This is a genomic window from Streptomyces sp. NPDC027185 (genome assembly GCF_055567035.1).
Genome location: NZ_JBVHRF010000009.1, coordinates 309224 through 330627, shown reverse-complemented (window position 1 = coordinate 330627; position 21404 = coordinate 309224). Strand labels below are relative to the sequence as shown.

Here is a 21404-nt window from a genome sequence, read left to right as displayed (position 1 = left end):
GGTCGTCGACCTCCTGCTCCAGCCGCCGCTCGGTCTCCGCATCGAGCTCCGCCCCGACGAGTCCCCACTCCTGCCTCAGAGCACTCTCCAGAATTGCCGTGTACGCGCGGTGGAACGAGGGCGGAGGAGCCTCACTCACCATGGCGTTGACGGCTTCGAGGTACTTCAGCCAGGTCTCCACCGCGTGCGCTCGCGCACCGCTCGCCGCCGGTCCCCCGGCTGCCCCGAAGAATTCCCTCGCGGACCGCGCGTGCGCCGAGAGCGGGTCGTACGTCGCTTCGATCCAGCCCAGTACCCCTCCCGCGTAGGCACCCGGGTCGGACACCACTTGGGTACCGGAAGCGGCCGGGCCCGCAGCAGCTTCCTCTTCCCGGGAAGAGGAACCCCGCCGCGCGTACGGCTCCGCCGCGCCACCGCTGCCGGCGTTCCGCCGCCCATACCGCGTCGGGCCACCGCCCAGCAGCCCCTGCGGTGCCGCCGGAAGCTTGGACGTCAGGAGGCCCGGACCCCAGCCGGTGACACACCGCTGCGCCTCCTCCGACAGCCCCCGGAACTCCGCTTCCCCGATCGCGACCGGGCGCCCCGCCAGAAACACTTCCTTCGGTGACCGCTCCTGGTCCGGTGCGCGCTCCAGCAGTTCCCGCAGGTCCTTCGGCAGCTCCGCGAACTCCCACTCCCGCTCCGCCCGGACCAGCCGCTGCGCCACCCCGACGGCAGCCTCCCGGCCCTCCTGGCCCAGCACCCGCCGCACCACCTCCTTGACCTGTCGGAGCCGCTGCTCCCGCACGCCCTCCCCGACCACCGTCCACGGCAGATACTCCGCCGCGAAATCGACCCACCCGGCATCGGACAGCGCCTGCCCACCCCCGGAACCAGCACCCGACCCGAACGGGCCGGACCCGCCCCGGCGAACCGGCGTCTCCCCCGAAGAACCGCCCGCCGAGAAACCCGAACCACCACCGGCGAATCCGTCATCGTCCAGGAAATCAAGGGACCACGAGGGAAGCACCGTCCCCTCGCCAGGCCCCACCGGCTGAAGATGCAGCCACGTACGGCCGTCCTCCAGCTCCCCCCTACCAACGACCAGGAACTCCGACCCCTCCGGAACCGACACCAATCCCTCAGACGACTCCCCCGGAACCCGCCGGCCGGCAGCGCCCTCCACGTACAGCACCACACCCGGCCACGACACATCCTCCAACGCCCGGAACAACACCACCGGCGCATCCAGAACGAACCGCTCACCCCACCCAGGAAGAAGCCCGCCCCACGCGCCGACCCACCCATAACCCGACACCGCCCCCACAGCATCACCAGAACCGACACCCGACAGGGAGCTGTCGAACGCGTCCCCGACCGGAGAGCTGCCGGCCGTCGGGCTTTCTCCCGGGGGCGCCGGCACGTTCTCCGATGCCTGCCCCATCAGGACGTCGTAGAAGTCCCCCAACGGGTCGTCATGCGCTCCGGAGTCGCCGTCCGCCGACGGCACCGGAGTGTTCCCCGGCGTCTTTTCGCTCACCTCGCCAACGGGCCCCGCCCATGCGGGGCTCGGGCCGCTGCTGTTCCCCGGACGGGCTCCGATGACCGTTTCCACGCCTGCCTGGCCCTCATGGGGACCGGACTGCCGCCGGGCCGGAGAAGAGCCGCGCCCACCCGAGGACTCCGGCCCCTCACCGATCGGCCCCGGATTCTTCTCAAGGTAATCGTCGCGGAACTTCACGAAATAGTCGGCATCCTTCAGGAACCTGCCGACCGAGGTCGACCCGAGCGTACCTTTCCGTTCCTCCACGAATTTCTTGTAGCCGTCATCGCGGGAGGGCATGACATTCGCCGTCAGCAGCTTCACGCCATTCTCTTCCGGATTGCCTCCGACCAGATACTCCTCCCACTGGAGGAATGCCCGAACCTTATTGAATCCACGCGCCCGGGATTTGTACTTCTCCCACCGAGAACTGCCCGCTGCCACCGCCTCGTCCGTCGTCTTGATCAGGTGTTTCTGCCACGCCCTCAGAATGACGGAGAGCGGGCCTGCGTCATACCGCTCCGCGATCAGTTCATTCAGATCGATCAGCGGCTTGGCCGGTTTTCCGGTGGCGAATTGTGGATGCTCGCCCCTGACCGCGTAGGCCAGAAGTGCTTTCGCGACGGCCCTTTCCCAACGCCGGTCTCCGGGCCCGGAGCTCGTGGCCGGCCGTTCCGCCCCTCCGCCCTTCGCCTCGATCCGCAGGAGGCGCAGCATCGCCTCCTTCTCCTCCTGTGGTGTGGCGTACTTGCCCACCACCTCGGTGTGTGTCTGCTGCCACCACTTCTGGGTCTGCCAGGCATACATCCCCACCGTCTGGCGGCCCAGCTCCGGCCGCATCAGCCAGTCCCTGACCAACTCCACGAACGGATGGTCCGGGGAACCGTGTGCGTCTGCCATCTCCCGCAGAAGACGTGCCGCGGAGTCATCGAGACGCCGGCCGGTGGCTCGGCTCTCCTTCGCCGACGGCCCCGGCAACCCGCCGGACCGCGGCGCCGTCTCCGGCACCTGCGGCATTCCACCGGTCTCCGCCTCGTGCTCCTCCCACTCCAGTTCCCGCGCCGCCTCCTGCGCGGCGGCCGGGCCCTCGCGGTAGAGCGCCTGCTCCACCACGTGCTTGGCACGCTCGTACCGCGCCGCCTGCGCCCCCGTGCTGATCGCCGTCGGCCACTGCAGAGAGGAGGCCGCCAGTCCGGCCCTCTCCTCGGCGGAGAGTCCCAGCAGATACTTGACGGACCAGCCGTACGCGGCGGCGAGATCGGAAAGCGCCCACGGAAGGCCCCCCAGGGCCCGTGTCAAGGCCACCAGCCGCTCCGTGTCCTCACCGAACAGACCCAGCGCCTGCGCCAGTTGCCACACATCGCTCACACCGGCCGGTCGCGGACCGTCCGTCCCGCTGTCCGACCACCCCGATTCGATGACAGGCAGATACCCCGGATCATCGAGTGCCGTGGCCTCCAGATGCACCCTCATGGAGACGTCGTCGAGCATCTCCTTGCGCACGACGCGGTAGTAGGGCGACGCCGGCACCAGTACCGTCCCCGCGGCGAAGTCCTCTCCTTGCGGGATCTGCCAGCCTCGCGCCCTGTCGATACACAGCTCGACGCGCGGCCCGGCCTCCTCGGTCGGAGTCCGTTTCGCCACCGACAGCGGAGCCAGCCGGAGCAGCGATTCGCCGGTGCCCTCCCGCAGCACACGCTCGGCGAGCGAGTCGGCCCGCACGAAGACAGGACCCTCGTACGGATCGAGCTCATCGTTCAGGAACTGGAGCAGTCCGGTGACTTCCGCGCCCCCCTCGTCGGCAAACTCCCGGAGCACCCCTCGGAGACCGGCGTCCCCGAGCCACTGCCCCACCCGGCCGCCCTCACCGGCACGCACCAACGACGTCAGCCATGCCGGGAGTCCGGAGGTCTCCGTCTCCATAAGGCCGAACGACCCGTCCGGGCCGTCCTCCGCCGGCAGGGGCCCCGACGTGCCGTGGGCATGTGCGGGCCACGGATCGTCCGGCCCACCCGAAGGCGCCACCTGCGAGGGAGAGTCAGGCGTCCGCGCCTGTGCTCCGCCGTCCATGGCCGGGAGGTCGTCGGCCTCCATGGGAACCGGTCCGGTCGGCTCACCGGCCGTGCTCGGCGCGTGTGCCGAGGCGGAAGTGCTGTTGTGGAGGCCGGAAGCGGTGTTCACCGCGCCCTTGGCCGCCATGTAGCGCTGGTAGATCTCGTCGGCGGCGGCACGGATGCCGTCCACCACGTCTTTGTCCGTCGCGTCGGCGTCCGGCCTCAGGCTCCGGAGAACGTCCGGCCCCAGATTCTGCAGATACGCCGTGAATTCACCGGACAACGCCGGTGACATGGGAGGCACCTCGCCCCCGAAGACGTCACGGCAGGCGCGGAGCGCCTGCAGGATCATCTCCGGCGCGGAAGATTCCCACGCTCCGTCCCACACCAGGCTCTCCGCCACCCCGGCGAACTGATCGAACGTCCAACCGGGCGAAGGTGGCACCGCACCGGCCGGACCGGACTCCCCGGGCCCACCTCCCGTCGGCGACAGCGACGGCCCGCCGTGCCCCTCACCGGCCGGGCCCGCCACACTCTTACCCGCGTTCCCCCGGACCGCGGATTCCTTCGGCGTACCGCCCGGCACACCGCGTTCCGCCGACAGCTTCGACACCAACCTCGCCGGCTCGAATCCCCGAAGGAGCTTCTTCGCCGCCGCCGACGGTGACGGATATTGCCTCGCCCACAACTCGACCGGGCGCCCGGCCACGAAGGCCGCCCGCTGCCGGGCATCCAGCGCGCGCCTCAGATCCTCCGGCAGCGCGGCGAGTTCCCGCTCCCGCACCTCCCGGATCAGGTGCGCCGCGGCCTCGACCGCGGCCGTCTCCCCCTCGGCCGCCCATGCGGCTGCCACCTGGGCGACAGCCGCACGCCACGCCTGCCCTCCCCACAGCGCCTCATCCGCGCCGATGGTCGGCAACGGCCTCGGCACATGCCTCTCCGCCAACTGCGCATAGTTCACGCCGGACACCATCTGCCCGTTCTCGGAGCCGGTGTTCGGGCCCCCTTCCGAAGAACCCCGACCGCCCTGCTCCCCCGGGAACCGACCGGACCCCGGGCCGTGCGGCGCTCCGTGCGCCGACCACGGCACGAACCCTCCGGACATCTCCCCGCCCCCGGAACCGCCGAAGAACCCGTCATCGTCGAGGGAGCGCCGGAGGTCCTGCATCGGGTCGTCGGGCAGCCCGGCTTCCGTGTCGTACGGGGCCTCGTGCGGGGGTGTCCCTCCGCCCCCGGGCTCGAAGGGGGCCAGGTACAGCCGCCTGCGGCCGCCCGGAATCGGTTCCTCGCCGACGACGACGAACTCGGGGGACGTCACGAGCATCACCGCGCCCAAGGGGAACTCATCGTGGAAACCGCCCCAGCCCTGCGGGATCTGCCGTCCACTCACGTGGGAGAAGTGCAGTTCGACGTCCTGACCGTCCCGCGGGGACAGCGGCTCCTGCGACAACGCCAGCAACGGCCAAGGGCCTACGCGGGCGCCGACGGCCTGCTCCGGCACAGCGCCCGAGTGGGTCCACCGGAATGCCAGGTCCTCGTGCGGCGGGAACGCCGCGAGCACGTCCTCGACACTGGCCTTGCCGGACGTCACCTTCCGGCGCTCCTCCTGGGGCAAGAGCTTCAGGACGTCGCGGACCGTGTCCGAAAGCCCCAGCAGCCCGAGGTGGCCGCCGGCGGGAAGGCCCTGCGCGTTCCGCTCCCCGGTCGTGAGGAAGCCGTCGGTGTCCTCGCCGGCGGCATGGGACGGAGCGCTGTCGTCGGCGGAGGAGACCGACATGGCCATGGAGATGTCGTGCTCCTCGGCCACATCGGTCGCCTGCCCGTCCTCCAGCGGTTCGGTCAGGTCCATGGCGGTGGGAACGTCGTCCCCCGGCCACTGAACGGGCGCGTCGTCCGTGAACTGGTTCAACCGGTCATGCAGCCGCCAGTAGAAATTCTCCGCATGGTGGCGCCGCGCATCGATCTCCGCCTCGGTGAGGTCGCGGCCCTCCAGCCCCGCGCGGGTGAGGTATTCCACGTATCCCTGGTTCATCGAGGGAGGGACGACGGGCGACGCCGTCACCTCGGTCTCGTCGAGGTGTGCCAGCCAGGTCTCCACCGCGTGGGCGCACACCCAGCGCGCTTCCTCGTCGTCCGCGCCCTGGACGCCCCTGGCCTCCGCGACGAGTTCCCGGGCGATCCGTACGTGGTCGGGCGACGCCGTCCCGTATTTCGCGGTGAGCCGGTCCAGCACCGTGGTGGCGGGGGTGGTCTCCGGCCCGGCGACGGGGTGATCATCGCGGGGGCGGGAAGCGCGCGTCTCCACCAGGTTCGCGTCGATTTTTCCCTTGAGGTAGGAGATCAGAGAGTTCACATAGGAAAGACGGTCCGCCTCCCGCCCCGGGGCACCTCCCGCCTCCGCCATGGCACGGAGGTGGCTGCGGTAACGCTCCGGGTCGTACAGCTGGTCGGAATCCCGCACGATGTCCCAGAATTCGTGCTCGCCCCTGGCGACGTACGCCTCCCACCACAGGAAGGACAACCGGGCTCCGCTGCGGGACCCCTCCGCGTATCCCTCCAGCCATGATTCGACGCGGGTCGGCAGTCCGTCGCCGTCGTGCCGCTGCTCCATTTCTCGCCACAGCGCTTCCGAGACCGTCGGCATACGCTCCTCGTTCCGCAGGTACCTGATGAACGAGCACACGAGCGATTTGATCGAAGAGAACCGGTCCGGGTTGATCTCCCCGCCTTCGGGCGTGCGCAGGTGCGCAAAGAAAGGGCGGAAGTCGTAGTCGGTACCTTGCAGGATCACGATCGGCCAGAAGTCGGCACCGACAAATGTGTCCCACAGCAAGAAGGCCAGCTTCGCCTTGTTGGCCGTCGCCGCCACGGTGTGCGTCGCCTGCCATGCCTTCGCAAGGGCCGGCACACCGTCATCGGCATGCCGTTCCTTCATCGCCTTCTCCAGCACCTTGGTGCGGCCCCGCGAATTACTCTCCCCTCGCAGGTATTTGGTCAACGAATCCACAAAGGGCATGAACCCGTCGATGCGGCTTTCCCCGTATTCACCTCCGGCAGCGGAGGCGAGGTGCTGAATGAATGCGGAATCGTTGCGCGGATTGGCACCTGCGGCCACCTCCACCCAGAAGAGCTTTCCAGTGCTGTGGAGATACTGCTCCCACCGCAAGAACGCCATCCGGGCCGTATCCTGCGAGGACTGACCCGAGTAGGACTTCATCCACTCGTTCACGAGGGAAGGAAGATCGCCGCCTTCATGTCGCGTCTTCATTTCTGCCCACAGCGCCTGTGCGGAGCTGGAGATGCTCTCCTCTCCCCGAAGGTGCGCGATCAGCTTCCGCACAAAGGTGACGATTTTCTGGTTCCGGGTTTCGGTGTACCCTCCTGCGCGGCCTTCCTGAAGGTAATCGATGAACTTCCTTTCATCGAAAGCTCCGGTCCGTCCGGCCGTGAACTCGGCGAGGCTCGTCCGCTCCCGCAGAAGGTATCCCTGGAAGTGCCGGTACGCCCGGACGGCCTCCTTCCGGCTCCCCTGCGCGTACGTGTTCTTCCACTTCCGCACATCGTCCGGTAGGTCGTCGTCAACGCCCGGCACCCGCGAGGCGTCTTGTTCCCCCTCGTCGGCCTGGTGCGGCACCTCGGCCCTTCTCTGCGACCGACCGGAAACCGCGCGTACGGTGCGTTCCCCCCCGAAGTGCATGACCAGTGAGTTCACGAAAGGAAGGAGCTTTGTCACCCGCGATTCGGAGACATCTTTGTTCCTCTGGAGGTAGCCGAGGAAGTCCTCGACGTCGTAACGTCCGCCCTCCTCGCGGATGACCTGCCAGAAATCCCGTTCCTTCGATTCGAGATATTCCCGCCAGTAGCGGTACGCCAGCAGCGCCTCTTTCCTCGACTTCCCCGCCGCGTACCGTTCCGCCCACGTGGTGATGGACTCCGGTGCACTCGTCCCATCGTGGACCGGGCCCGGGATTTCGCCCACGACATCGGACTCCAGCAGACGGTTGAGCCGGAACGTCAGCCTTGTCCGGTCACCCGGCAGGAAGTTTTTCCCGATGCCCTCCTGCCAAAGCTCGTACCGGTAGCGCCGTGCGGGGTGGTGGTCCGCCCCACGCATCCCTCCAGCGGCTACATCCCCCTCCACCCGGGCGAGGAACGTCTCCAGCCTCTCCAGGGCCGAATTCCAGGCGAAATGCCCGGCGTTCGCGTCCGGCAGCAATATTTCCTGCGACATCACCCCGACGGCGCTCTCCACCTCCGTCAGCAGCTTCTGCAACAACTCCTCGTGCAGTGCCGCGTCAATGAGGTGCGGCGCCTTACCGGTCCAAGCGGCATCATCCAGGCTGACCAGGGCGTCCCAGCCCCTCACCAGCCATTCGCGCGACGCTTTCCGGTCCCGCGGGTGAGCGGCCCACGAGTCGAGGAAGTTCCGTGCAGCACCGATCCGTGCCTCCACGTCGCCGCTCCGCGGGATCACGGGTGGCCGCACGGGTGGGTTTCCGCCCCCGGCCGAGGAGGTCTCCTGCTGCGACGAAGGCTGCTCGGCATCGTGCGACCGGGAGGTACCTGCCACGGTCCTGCCGAGTTTCCGCCGCTTGGTCTTCGGCGCACCGCCGGGCAGCCCACCGCGCTCCGCCGGAAGCTTCGAGACCAACTGGACCACACCGGACCTGCTGGGGAACTTCTTCTTCGTCGCCTCCGACAACGACTGGTGGAGGTTCTTCCCGAGTTCCACCGGGCGCCCCGCCAGAAATTCCTCCGTGAGTGCCGCTGCGTCCAAGGCGTTGCGCAGATCCTGCGGGAAATCCTCCCACTCCTGTTTCCGCTGCGACCGAGCCCACTCCTCAGCCATCCGGCGCGCGGCTTCCGGCCCCTTGTGGAAGAGTTCGTGAGCCACCTGGGCCCGCGCCTCGTTCCGCATTCGCCGATACCGCTGCGCCTGGTCGGCGTCGATGATCGGCGTCTGCTTCGGGAGGTATTGGTCCGCCGAATCGAAAGAGCGCTGATCGAAAGAGTGCTTCCGGTCGTCGGGGGCTGCGCCGAAGCCCTGTCCGGCGGAATCGGGAACGCTCCGCTGCTCCGACACCGGGTGCTGCGGCACCGCGCCGTCGAACGGCTGCGTCCCGTCCGATCCCTCCCCGGACCCTGGCACGCCGCCTTCCGGGCCCTGTGCGAGCGGGCCGGATGCCGGGGCGCTGGAGCTGCTCACGCCGCCGGTCAGCATCGTGTAGATGTCCTCGCCCGGTTCAAGGGCTGCGTCTTTGTGCGATGCGGTGCCGGACTCGCTACCGCCGCTCCGCGCGGTGTCCCATTCCGGCCCGGCGCCGGCTCCCATGGTCATGACCGCGCCGAAATCGAACCCGTCGTCACCGTCGAACGACTCGTCGTCGGCGAAGGAATCCTCGTCCTGCGACGTGTCCGGCCGGCTGTCATACGGCGCGCCACCGTCCTCGGAAGAGCCCTCCGAGGACGCCGACGACATCACCGAGCCCGAGTCGTCGGAGGAGTTCTCGCTGCCGTCACCGGAGGATTCGGTGCGGACCGATCCGCTGAGGCTGAGCAGTTCGGTATCGGATTCGACCAGGGGCGCCTCGTCGCCTTCCCCGTGCGCGGACTCCTCGGCATCCCAATCCGCGAACCCGTCGGCATATACAGCCGCGTCACCGATATCGCGTTCGGTATCAGAATCCGGCAGAACGACCTCGTCGCCACCGGCGTCAGCGAACTCGGTGAATTCCTTCTCACCCGAGAACCTCGCCACATGATATTCGACATCGCTGCTGTCGCTCGGGCCGTTGCGGTCGCCGTCCCCGCGCGACCGCACGGTGGCCGATCCCGCTCCCGGGACGGCGCCCGTGGTCATGACCGCACCGAAGTCGAACCCGTCGTCCCCGTCGAACGACTCATCGTCAGCGAAGGAACCCTCGTCCTGCGAGTCGTCCGCCTGGCTGCCGTACGACTCGTCCTCGGCGTCAAAGCCACCGAAGCCGGCGGAGTCATCGGCGCCGGTCTCGTCGTCCGTGCTCCCGTAGGTGCTCTCGTCGTCGCTGTCAGGCTCCGTATCGGCCGGGCGCCTCTCGTCCTCGGGCGCGTCCGTGCCGGGGGGCTCCGTATCCGCTCCGGAGTCCGCCTCCTGAAGCTGCCCGTCCCCGGCGTCCAGCGGGCCGGAGGGGTCCTCCTCCTGCCCCGAATAGACCACCTCGACCTCCACGGAGTCGTCATCCGAGAAGGCGAAGGGAGCGAATGCGGTTCCGTGCTGTTCGTTCTGCTCGTCGGCGGAGTCGTCGGAAAGAGAACCGGAGACGTCGGAGTCGGACACGTCGGACTCAGAATCACCGGACTCAGAATCACCGGACTCAGAAACATCGGAGTCGGACACATCGGAGTCGGACTCGTACATGTGGGTCCCGAACGCGGGGCCGCGATCCTCCGCTGTGCCACCGGACGCGCCGGTCGGACCGGCGTCCTGCCCGTGTTGCTGTGGCACGAACTGGCTGAGCAGTTCCAGGGTCTCCTGGTGGAAATCCCGCTGCCCGCGCCGGGAACGCCACTGCCGCAGCGCGCTTTCGAGGCCGGTACCGCCGGGCCCCGGGAAAGGCCTGGCCTCCCACACCGAACACCGCTGTTCGTGCTCGTACTCCCACGTTCCGTCGTCGATCGTCGCGACGAAGTCGGCGAAGTCCATCTCCCGCATCCCGGAGAGCGTGTGGTGATGCTCATGGATCAGGAAATCCATGACCTCGATGACGTGCACGGGCGCCAGCCACGGAGCCTTCCACTCACGGGGTTCGGCACCGATGGGCCCCGCGAAGGCGGGGGCGGCCAGGGCCCGGTACAGCCAGGCGCGGACCTCCGGTGCGTCGGCGCCCAGGTTCACCGCAGCGGTGGCGAGTGCCCATTCGAGGGTCTGGCTGCGCTCCAGCCCGAAGACGGTGCAGAAGTGCTGAACGGCGGAGTCCACCCCCTCCTCGCCCGCAAGCAACTGCGGCTGTTCCGACCAGTGCGGGTGCAGGCTCCGGGCGAGGGTGTCCGCGATCCGGGCCTCCGCGGCGGTCTGCTGCCGACCGGCGTGTTCGTCGGCCGGAAGCTGAGCCAGCGGCCGGAACAGGGCGGTCAGTTCATCCGGCTCGGCAAGGGAGTGGAGGACGTCCAGCCGCATGGGGAGGCGGCGGAGCACACGGTGAAGGCCGACCGGGTTGCCGGAGAGCCCGAGGGCGGCGACCGACTCCTGGTACGCGGCGTGGGAGGGCACCTCACCGGTCGCGCGGACCAGGGCCACGAGATCCGTCATCGGCACGCCCAGCGCGTCGCGCAACTCGCCCAACCGCACGATCTCGTCCGGCGTGAAGCCGGAGAGCGCACCGCCGTGCCGCTCCACGAGCGCGGCCGCGCGCGGGTCCCACTCGATCCGGTGCGGCTGCGGTTCCTGCTGCGCAGCCGCGCCCGGCTGCCCGGAGGACGGGGGCAGGTCGCCGTTCTCACCGTGCGGGCCGACGGCATCGTAGGGCGGCACTTCCTCGCCGTGCCCCAGGACCAGCTCACGGTTGTGGTAGGGCGGCGGACCGAAAGCAGCCGCGGCAGACATTACGGAGGCCGAATCCTCGGCGACCTCGGTCACCTGCTGCGACGGTGCCACGCTCGTGTTCCGGGGGGCACGCGGCGAGTAACCGTTGTCGGGCGGCAGCTCCAGCCAGTCGGCAACGGCCTGCCTGCCCTCTTCCGGGGTGAGCTTCCTGCCCTTGCGCTCTTCGACGGCCCGGTTCAGCCAGTAGCGGAGCGTGTCGAGAGCACGGTGGTCGGTGAGAAGTTCCGGCCGCTTGCTCTCCAGCTCTTCGAAGAGGGCGTTGTAGTACTGCACGTCCTCGGCGGGCGCGTCCGCCAACCCCCGCACGGAGACACGGAAGGCCCGCAGGAACGAGTCGGCGCGCCGGTAGTGTTCCGTGCCGCGTTCACTGTCCGTCACCGCACCGGCGCCGGGATTCCCCCACTCCTTCCGGGACAGCGGGAGGAGCCGGGTCAGGGCCGCGTCGAACTCCTTCCAGTTCTCGGCGTACGGAGTCTCCAGCGACCGCAGGCGCGCCCGCATGATCCCGACCCACAGCGGCGCCGGCCGCCAGCTGTCCGCACGGTCCTTTTCCCTGATACGCGCGGCGTGCAGATCCGCCAGGTCCTTGGGGAACATCCGCACCAGGCCGAGCGCGTCGGCGCCGATGGCGCGGGCCGCGTGCCGCACGGTGTCACGCCACTGTTCGTCCGCCACCTCCTCCTCGAGCGCCCGCAGCGCGGCGGGGTCGCGGTCCTCCAGGCGTCCGGTCCACCACCGGCGGGCTTCCTCCTCGCTCTCGGCCGGCCGGACTCGCCGCAGTGCCTCGACCGACAGGCCGTGGAGCACGAGATGCGCGCGGAAGTCGCGTAGATCCTCCGGACGCAGGCCCCGGGCGTGGCCGGTGAACCAGGCCAGGTCCGAGGGGATGTAGCCCGCCTTGTTCAACCGGCTGCGCAGCGAGTTGGCCGAGACCGCCGTACCGGTCTCGCCGCTCGACGCCGCCAGCCACTCCGGAGCGAGCACGGACAGGCTCTCCAGGGTGATGCCCAGCGAGTCCGCCAGCTCGATTACGTCCCCGCTCTCCAGCCCCCATGCCTCGGCCAGCGCCGGTGTCTCGTCGCCCGGCAGCCGCGCCCGGTCCAGGACGTAGGAGAAGGCGGCGGACAGCGAGTCTCCCCGCAGATCCCACTCCTCGGCCAGCCGTACGAGGCCCACCACCGTCCCGGCCCATCCGTCGGTGTCCCGCATCCGCAGTTGCCCGGCACAGCGGAGCAGATCCGCCATCAGGGCGCGGTCGGTCCGCTCGGCCCGCACCAGTTCCAGCAGGGCGTCGCGGACCGTCGCCGGGAGCTGCTCCTCGGCCTCGACGAGCGCGAGGGCCTCCGGGTCACCGGCCGGGTCATCGCGGTGTCCGGCGGCGGACCAATCGCCGTTCGCCAGATCTGTCCCGGGCTCCGGCGACACCGGAACCGACGTAATGTCCGCGGGCTGCTCGTCCGCGAGCAGCTGCACCTTCTGCGGCAGGAGAAGCTGAAGCAGGGTCTCGCGCTGCTGCTCCGCCGATTCCCGGAGCTGCGGGGCCACCGTCTCGTTCCGCGTCAGCCGTTCCAGTTCGGCCACGAGACGCCAGCCGTCCTCCGGGTGCGGAACCGGAGTGTTACCGGGTCGCTTCTCCCAACGGCGGGAGAGGGACTTCGCGGCGGCCACGAGATCGGCGGGGGTGCCGTGGGCAGCCGGTGTCGTCGAGGAGGGAGCCGGCAGCTGAGAGCCGGTGGCGTCGGAAGCCGCAGCGTCCGTCGGGGAGTTGCCCCCTCGCGCGCCACCGCGCAGGCCCGGCTTCAGCCACGATTCGATGGGCTCGTTCACCGCGGGATGGCTCATCCGCTGCTCGGACGTCAGCACCAGCCGTCCGACCGCCAGGAACTGCTGTTTCTGGGACTCGTTGAAGACGATCCCGAGCTGTGCCGACAGTTCCGCCAGTTCCCTGGCCCGCTCTGCCCGGATCTCCTTCTCCGCCACCTCCCGTGCCATGGCCCGCCCGTGCTCCCGCAGGGCCTGGACCACATTGTTCTGTGCCGCTCGCCGCCGCTGCCGCTCCAGCAAAGGCTCGTCCAGTCGGCGGAGCGGCCAGTTCAGTATTCCGGACGCTTCCACGTGGAGATCGAACAGCGCCTCATCGCCGTCGTCCCGCGCGGAGGCGGCGCCGGGCTGCGGCTGGGTGCCGCCGGTGGCGTCGTCGATCTCCATGGCGTCACCGTGCGTTCCGGTGCCGTCGTACGGCCCGGTGACCGCCTCCTGGGCGGAGTGGCTGGCGGAGTGGCTGTCGGAAACGGGCCGGTGCGCCGGCGGCTGCGCTCGCAGCGCCGCCGCCAGTTCCTTCTTCAGGTCCGCCGCCTCGAACCCGGTCTCGACGAAGCCCAGGCCGAACGCATCCGACCGGTTCACGATCGCCCCCAGCCGACCCAGCAGTTCCTGGCCCCGCTGCCACATCGCGTGCGGGAAGGGCCGGTGGGCGAACGCCAGGTACTCACGCGCCAGGCGGATAACGGCGTCGTCGCTCATCTCACCGACCGGGTACGGGTCGGTACCGGCTCCGCCCTCCGACTCCGGGATGTGCTGCTCCACGGGCCCACCCTGCGGCGCACCGCTCTCCCCGGCGGACCGGCCGGAGGGCGACGGAACCTCCGGGCTCATCGGGGGATGCGACGTGACCGTGGCCGGCGCCCCGTTCACCACACCGTCGAGGAACTCCTTCGCGAAACCGGCCCTGAGGGCCTGCAACGCAAGCTCCAGCTCAAGGAAGCCCTCGGGGTGAGGGTGCTCCGCAAGTATCCGGTCGAAGTGCTCCCGCACCGTGGCGTCGTACGCCGCCGCCAGCGGGTCCACCCCGCCGCGCAGCGCATGGTCGACCCAGGCGAACGCACCTTCCGCCTTGCTCGCCAGGGCCACGGGGTTCGCCTCCCCGGCGAGGAAGGCGGTGATCGCGTCAGCCAGATCACCGAACCCGGCCCGCCGGATCTCGGCGATCCGGCCCGGAAGCCAGCTCGGGCCGCTCCCGGGGGAGACGAATCCCGGCTGTCCACCACCCTGCTCGGCCACAGGGAACGTACGGACGGGACCGGTCTCTCCCGCCGCACTCGCCAGCAGAGTGGTCTCGAAGAGCGCCTGCCGGCGCGTCCCGTTCTCCGTGGAGGCCAGCACCTCGAACCGGGTGCCGGCGGGGAACGTCACCAATCCGGGGGCGAGGCCCGTGGGCGACACCTGGGGCGAGCCGGCGAAGAACACCGGCATCTGCACGCCCTGCGCCTGCGCCTGCGCGGTGAAGAACACGGTCAGCGGCTCGTCCAGCACCAGCACACTGCCCGGCCCGTACTGCTCCGCCGTCGCACCATCCAGCTGCACGTACGCCTGCTCGACGTGGTGTCCCGAGTCGGCGAGTGCCTGGTGGATGTCGGCCTGTGGCGCCTCGTCCCAGGTGCCGTGGGAAAGGGACGCGTACGGCTCCTCCACGAGATCCATCGGCGCCCGGGGCAGCGGCTCCTCGACGGGACCCTGCCACTCGTGTACGGACCCGTAGTCGTGCCCGGCGTCGGGCATGACCTCGTCGGCGTGCCCCAGCTCGGACATCACCTCGTCGTACCCGGGGTCGAAGGAGTCTGCGCCGTCCTGCCCGAGGCCGGGAACGGCCTGCCCGTCCGTGCTCGCGCCCGGCTCCTGCCGCCCTGTCGCCGACCGCGCGTTCGGCGCGGTGGCGACCGGGTCGGTGGTGCTGAAACGCACCCTGATTCCCCGGTTTTCCAGGAACAGGTGGAAGCGCTCGAGATGACGCTGCCTGGTGGGCTTCCCCTTGACGAAGTCCTCGTAGCTCGCCCGGGGCGGAGAGTCCAACGTGGCGCCCTGCCTCTGCACCGTCTCCCACCACATCCGCAGGGTGCGGATGATCGTCGGAGCCCGGTTGCCGTCGACCTTGTCGAGCCAAGCGGCGATCATCATCGCCTGCTGATTCCCCGGCCGCTCCCCCTCGACCGTCTTCACCAGCCCCCGGGCCTCCTCCTCCCGCCAGTTCGACACAATGATCCGCCCGTCCGCATCCAGGGGGAGCTGGATGGTCTCCACCGGCCCCGGGGACGGCTCCGGCGACTGCTCCAGGGGTAGGTGTCCGGCGTTGCCGTCCCCCGGCCCCCCGACGTCCGGCGCGGCCCAGCGCACCGGCGGACGGCTCGTCCCGGCGCCGGGCGCCCTGACGTCCGGCAGCTCCCGTCCGGACCGGTCGTCCTGACCCGCCTCGGCGCTCACGTCATCGCCGCTCCAGGAGCCGACGGGGGTTCCACCGGCCTGCCCCAGGACGGAGCTGACCTCCTCGTCACTCCCGGGACCGACGGAAGCCCCGTGGTGGCTCCCGGACACGGAGTGCCCGTCCCCCTCGGACGGCGAGGGCGTGCCGTCCGAATACGCCACATAGAGGGCGTCCGGGCCACCGGCGCCGGGCCCGTCCTGTGTGGAGGCGGGCTGCGGCTGCACCTGCCCGAGCACGTCCGGATGCTCGTCGGGAAGAGTGAGGGGAGACTCCGCTCCCCCCTGCGTACCGCGGTCCTCGTGGTCGAGCGCGTCACCCGTCGGTTCCTGTTGCGCCAGCAGCTCCTGGAGCACAGCCGGGTACCGGTCGAAATGGGCGTAGAGGCGCTGCGCGCCCTTCCGCGTCCCGGCCACCCAGGACTGACGTTCCTCATCCGTCGAGGCGAAGGAAGAGGCGTGCACACGGAGGAATTCAGCGAATCGGTCATCGGCCTCCGGCCGACGGTACGGGGCCAGGGGGTTCTCCCCCGTCTCCTCGGCGTACCGGAGCCATTGCCCGATGCCCTGCGCCGCCGCGGTCACCTGTGCTTCCCGCCCCGCAGGGGGTAGGTAGGCCTCCAGGAAGCGGAAACACCCGTGGACCGCACGGGCCATGGCGGGATCGCTTCGCTCCAGTGCGGCGATCAGAGCGGCACCTGGATGGGACGAGGGGAGCGGACCGTGGCCGACGACCGGGGAGGTCACCTGAGTGCCCAGGTCATCGCGTCGACTGATGAAATGGGCCGGCGCCGAAGGGCCTTGAAGGGAGGGAAGGGTGATGCCCTCGCCCTGCAGGAAGGCATGGAACCGGTTGATCACAGCCTTCCGGGTTCTGCGGACCGCACAGAAGACCCCGTATGCCTGACGGCTCGGAGAGACGAGAGCGTCCCCCTCGTCCTGCAGGTGCCGCCACCACGTATGCAGGATTCCCGCGGCCCCGCCGCTCCGGTTCGCCGGATCACTGGCGAACCACGCGGCGATGAGCACGGCGTCCCGGTTCCCGGGTGCGTTCCTCTGCACATCTTCCAGCAGCTTCTTGGCCGGTGAGGACCAGTCCGGCTGTGCAGTGATCCGCCCGTCGGCGCTACGCAGGGGCCGGACCAGTTCCATGAGCCGTCGGGTGGGCGCCCAACCCGCATGCCCGGTGCCGCCGGAGCCCGACGCGGCGCCCGTCCCGGAACCGCTCGCCTGCCCGGAGTGCCGCACGGTGGCCGGAGCATTGCCCCGTCCCATCGGCGCGCCACCGACGTGGCGCCTCCGCCGTGCGTCCTCCGTGCCGACCGACGACTCGACGGCGGCCGGTGCGGGCTTGCCGGGGGTGGAGAGCTGCGCGCGCTGTTCCTCGGTCAGCGTGACCCGGCGGCCCTCCAGGAAGTGCGTGCGCTGGTCGGGCGTGAGGAGGTCTCGCACCTTCTGCGGAAGGCCCTCGTAATCCGCCTCTCGCTGCTCCTGGGAAACCCGTTCGGCCATCTTCTCGGCATCGGCCACCCCCTTGAGGAACAGCGCCTTCTCGACCTCTTCGAGGGCCCGGCTCCGGTCGGCCCGGGGCTTTCCGGACTCGTCCCGGCCGAGCGGGAGCATCGGCCACTTCAGAATGCCGGAAGCCAGCACGGTGCGCTGAGCCTTGGTGAAAGCCGCCAGCTGGGAAACGGTGTGGCCGTACTTCTGCGCGACCGCGTCCAGCGCTACGGGCACGCCGCCCAGCTCGCCCGTCAGCTTGATCAGGTGTGCCGTGTCCTCGCCCGACAGGCCCAGCCTCTCGGCAAGGCTCAGCGGGGTGACCCGGTCGTCGTGCGGAGCCTGCGGGGCGGGCCGCGGGGCACCGGGGTGCTGCCCGTGCGGCGGTCCGGTCGTCGGTGCGGGCTGCTGAGGGGCGGTGTGCTCCTGCGAGGTGGGGGACAGCTCGTCGTCTCCCGGCACCTCATCGAACAGCACGGCTCCCTGGGGGTCCGCCGGCAGCTGGGCCCGGATCTGCCCGGTCTTCCTGTCGATGATCGACAGCAGATCGGTCATTTCCTGCTTGAGCATGGCCGGCGTCCTGCCCAGGCTCTTGAGGGTGACGGGTGCACCGTCGAGGTGCTCACTGAGTGCGGTGATCTGCTCCCGGGCCCAGATACCCAGATCGTGTGTCCGCTGAAGCGCCTCCTGGCTGGGCTCCGCCGAGGAGTCCCAGACCGTCGGTTCCCCTTCCCGCCGGGTCTCGCCGAGGCTGGGGGTGCTGAGTTGTTCCTCGAGTCGCGCGCTCAGGTCCAACCAGGACGTGACGAACTTCCCCCACGCGTGGCCCGCCCCCTGAGAAGCTCCTGCCAGGGAGCCCGACAGCAGCCCGAAGCTCCGCTCATGCTGCGGATACTCCGGGTGCTCCCGCTCCAGGCCCTTCGCCGGGAGACCGGCCCTCGTCCGATTTCCCGTGTGCTGTCCGCTCGCTACGGACTGGTCCCCACCGGCCTGTCGGCCGACGGGCGTCTGCGGAGACAGCAGGGAAGAAGACGTGGACTCGGCAGAGACCGGCGCGGTCTCGGTGGCCCCCTTCGCCTTCGCACTCCGGGACGAGGGGACGAATTTGACCCACTTTCCGGGATTTCCCTCGGGATCATTGCCGAGGGAGAAAGTGAATTCGTGTTCCGGCCCACCCGGCTCCCGGTACCGGATGTTCACCTTTCCGGTGGCTGCCCACACGACTGCGCCGGTCTCGTCCGCGAGCTCCTGGCCGACCAGTCGGCCGTTTTTCGCCCTGGCTCCCGCGAAGCACACACTGAGAATGATCTGCCTCATGCCGACGATCATTTTCTGGAAGCTCGGCCGGCGCACCAGCACCTTGCCGAGTCCCGTGCCGCTCAGCGCAAACTTGGTCTCCACATGATTCTTCAGAGCCGCCACCGTGACGCGGCCAGTTGTGCCGTGCAGCATCGCCACATACGTCGGGATCGACACATCGAAGGGGACCTTGAACAACTCGCCGTACAGGAGTGACGTGGAACCGTTCGGATCCTTGACCTCCTCGTGAAGCGCGTAATACGGCTTCGCCAAGTTGATCTCAAATCCAGCCTTGGTGGCCCAGGTCTTTTCCGTCTCCGCCTGGGCCATGAAGATTCGGCCCCGCACTTCTCCCAGGCTGCGGATGTCGACGGCCGTGTGGTTCATCTTGCCGAGTTCGAAGACGTCGGCCTGATATTTCTTCCCGACCTTGATCGTCTGAACGATCAGTCCAGGTTCGAGGAATTCCTCGTCACCACGTGCGGACGCCTTCGCCTCTCGGGCAGTCCTGGTGGCCGGCTGCTCCTCCGGTACGGAAGTCCGGTGCGCGTCGGAGACCTCAGAGTTGCCAGGCACCGACGCGGAGGGCACCGGAAGGGGTGACGGGGCCATTTCCGTGAGCGCGAGCGGCTGGGCGTCGTCGGTGATGACGATGTCCGCGCGACGCCGCTCCTGAGGGCTGCCGTGCGGATCGAGGACCGGCTCCATGGGCTGCGAAATCGTGAAGTCCCCCGGCTTCAGGACCTGCTCATCCGCCTCGCTGAGCCTCGCCGCCAGCCGCTCCCGCAACGCTGTTTGGGTGACTTCGGCCCGCCGCCCGGCCGTTTCCTTCGCCTGCGCATCGGAGTCACGCCACGGAATGCGGGTGCCATTGCCGAAGCCGCGCACCTCGACTTCCGGAAGCGCCTTGCCCTCGGACCGGTTCTTCAGCGCCAGCGCGATCAGCTTGCTCACCGCGTGGTCGATCACGGCGTACTGCTCGGCCGAAGTGATCTCCTTGGCCCCCTCCTTGAAGGGCACCGTGTACGTCTCCTCCATCGCCCCCTGCTGGAGCGTGGCGTCGTGGGGGAAAGACATCCCGGCGACAGGCTCGGAGAAGAGGTCGGCGGCGCCGGCACCGTACTGAACGAGCGACGGCTTCGCGCCGCCGCCCTCACCGCCGGCGGCCTGGTCCTGGCCGGCCTCGGACGCCTCCAGGCTCTCCCGCAGCCGGTGGGCGTCCGCGATCAGGTCGGACAGCTCTTCGACGGGGTGCTGCGCCGTGGACTGCTCTCCGGCGGTCCCGTCGCCTTCCGCGGCCGGCTTCTCGCCACTGAGGGCGTTCTGCGGGGCGGACGCGGCGTCGCTCGTACCGCTCTCCGGGTTCAGGATGGAGAAGAGCGCGTCGGCCAACGCGTCGCCGTCCGGCTCGGAGGTCTTCCCGGAGGTCGCCGCCACCGGTGATACGGGTTCGTCGGTATCGGCCGTGGTGCTCTTCGCCTGCTGGGGCCGGAGCAGTTGGACAGTGTCGTCCTTCACCAGGAGGGTGATCCTGGGCCGGGCGGGCGCGTCCGGGTCGGGCGGGCCGAACGGGCTGTTGCTGTGGAACTCCTCGACCGGAACCTCGGGGCGTGCCACGCGGACATCCACGCCGTAGAGGCTCTGGAAGAGGAGCGGCACCGAGTAGGAATCGTTGTTCCCGCGTTCCTCATGGCCCTCACGGCGCGTCCTGTCGTGGGCCGGGAGTTCGAGCTGACGGGCCAGCAGCTTCGCCCGGGACTTGTGGGACACCACGGCGTTGGGGTGGAGAACGCCTTCCTGGTCGAACTCGCGCTGGTGCTCCGGCGACAGGACGATCCCGGCGGCCTTGAGGTCCGCGAGGCTGAAGACGTCGAGTTCCGGGTCCCACTGGAGCAGGGTGTTGCCGGTGTCGTTGCTGTAGTTGATCCAGGATCCGGGGTCGTCGGCGTCGTCGCGCAGCCGCTGTGCGAGCGCCTTGCGCAGCTCCTTAGAGATATCGGACAGCTCACCGCCGTCGCCCTCGGCCAGCAACTGCTGCTCCAACGGCTTGCCCTCCGGCGACCAGCCGGCGGCGACGAGGTCCTTGAGGCCCTGGTAGAGCGAGAGGAACAGTCCCTCGCCCTTGGTGGCCTCGAGGTTCTGAGGATCGTGGGGGACCACGGCCTCGTAGACGGTGCCGTCCGGGCCGGTGTACGTGGCCGGGGCGTCGGGGTCGGTCTGCTCGTTCTCCGTGAAGAGCTGGGGCTTGTCCAGTTCCGCCAGGTGGTCGACGGCGCGCTGGACGGCGTCGCCGTGCGTCTGGGCGAACTCCTTGACGAGCGGCGGCTCGGGGAACGACGAGGGCTGCTGCGCCTCGGCGAACGGGATGACCGCGTCCTCCACGGCCTTGGCGCGCTCCAGGCGCTCGATCCGCTCCAGCTGCCGGTTGATCTCCTCCCGGGCTGCCTGCTGCGTCTCGGTCCCGGTGCCTGCCTCTTCACGGGTCTTGGGCGTGCCCTGTTCCCCGGCGCCCGCCTCCTCGTACGCCTTCCGGGCGGCGTCCAGCGCGGCGCGGGCCTCCCGGAGACGGCCCTCGACGTCATCGGTACGCGTGATCAGGGCGCCGTCGCGCAGGTGCTGCTCCTGCGCCTGGACGAGTTCTTCGGCCTCGCCCTTCGCCCGCTGCTGGGCCGCGAAGGTGTCGAGGGCCTGCTGAATGCGTTCGGCGGCCTGGACGGCCTGCTTGCGGGTCTGCTCCAGGTAGGCCAGTTCGGCGCGGCGCAGCTCCACCAGGTCCTGGGCGGTCCTGCGCTCCTCGGGGGTGGCGGTCGTGTCGTCGGCCGCGGCGTCCTGCGCCTCGTGGAGTTCGGCGGTCTTCTCCCGCAGCGCCTCGTCGAGGGCGTGGGCCTTGAGCTGTTCACGCAGCGCGAGGTGGGCCGGCGGGACGGCGCTGCCGGGCCACAGGGCGCCCTGCGAGCGGCTGCCGGCGATGAGCTTTCCCACCTGCGCGTCGGTGAGGAGCGAGGCGGACCGGGGCGCGACCGGGACGAGCGATTCGCCGGCCGGCTTCGCCAGCGGGCGGCGGGTGGCCTTCTCCTCCTTGTCCCAGGTGTAGGGCGCCGGCTTGTCGGCGTCGTCGCGGTCCTTGGCATCCTTCTGGTACCAGGCGCGCTGCTCCTCGGCGCTCAGCTCGGCCTTGGTCAGCTCCCTGTTC

The 21404-nt window shown here is 69.7% G+C and carries 1 protein-coding gene (cut by both window edges); it reads right to left on the bottom strand.

This entire window lies inside a single protein-coding gene on the bottom strand: locus tag ACZ4M8_RS27320, encoding a WXG100-like domain-containing protein (RefSeq protein ID WP_467611811.1). The 45393-nt coding sequence extends 7943 nt beyond the window's left edge and 16046 nt beyond its right edge, so the window shows coding positions 16047-37450, spanning codon 5349 (partial) through codon 12484 (partial); the first complete codon in reading order (the gene reads right to left) occupies positions 21401-21403. The start codon and the stop codon both lie outside this window.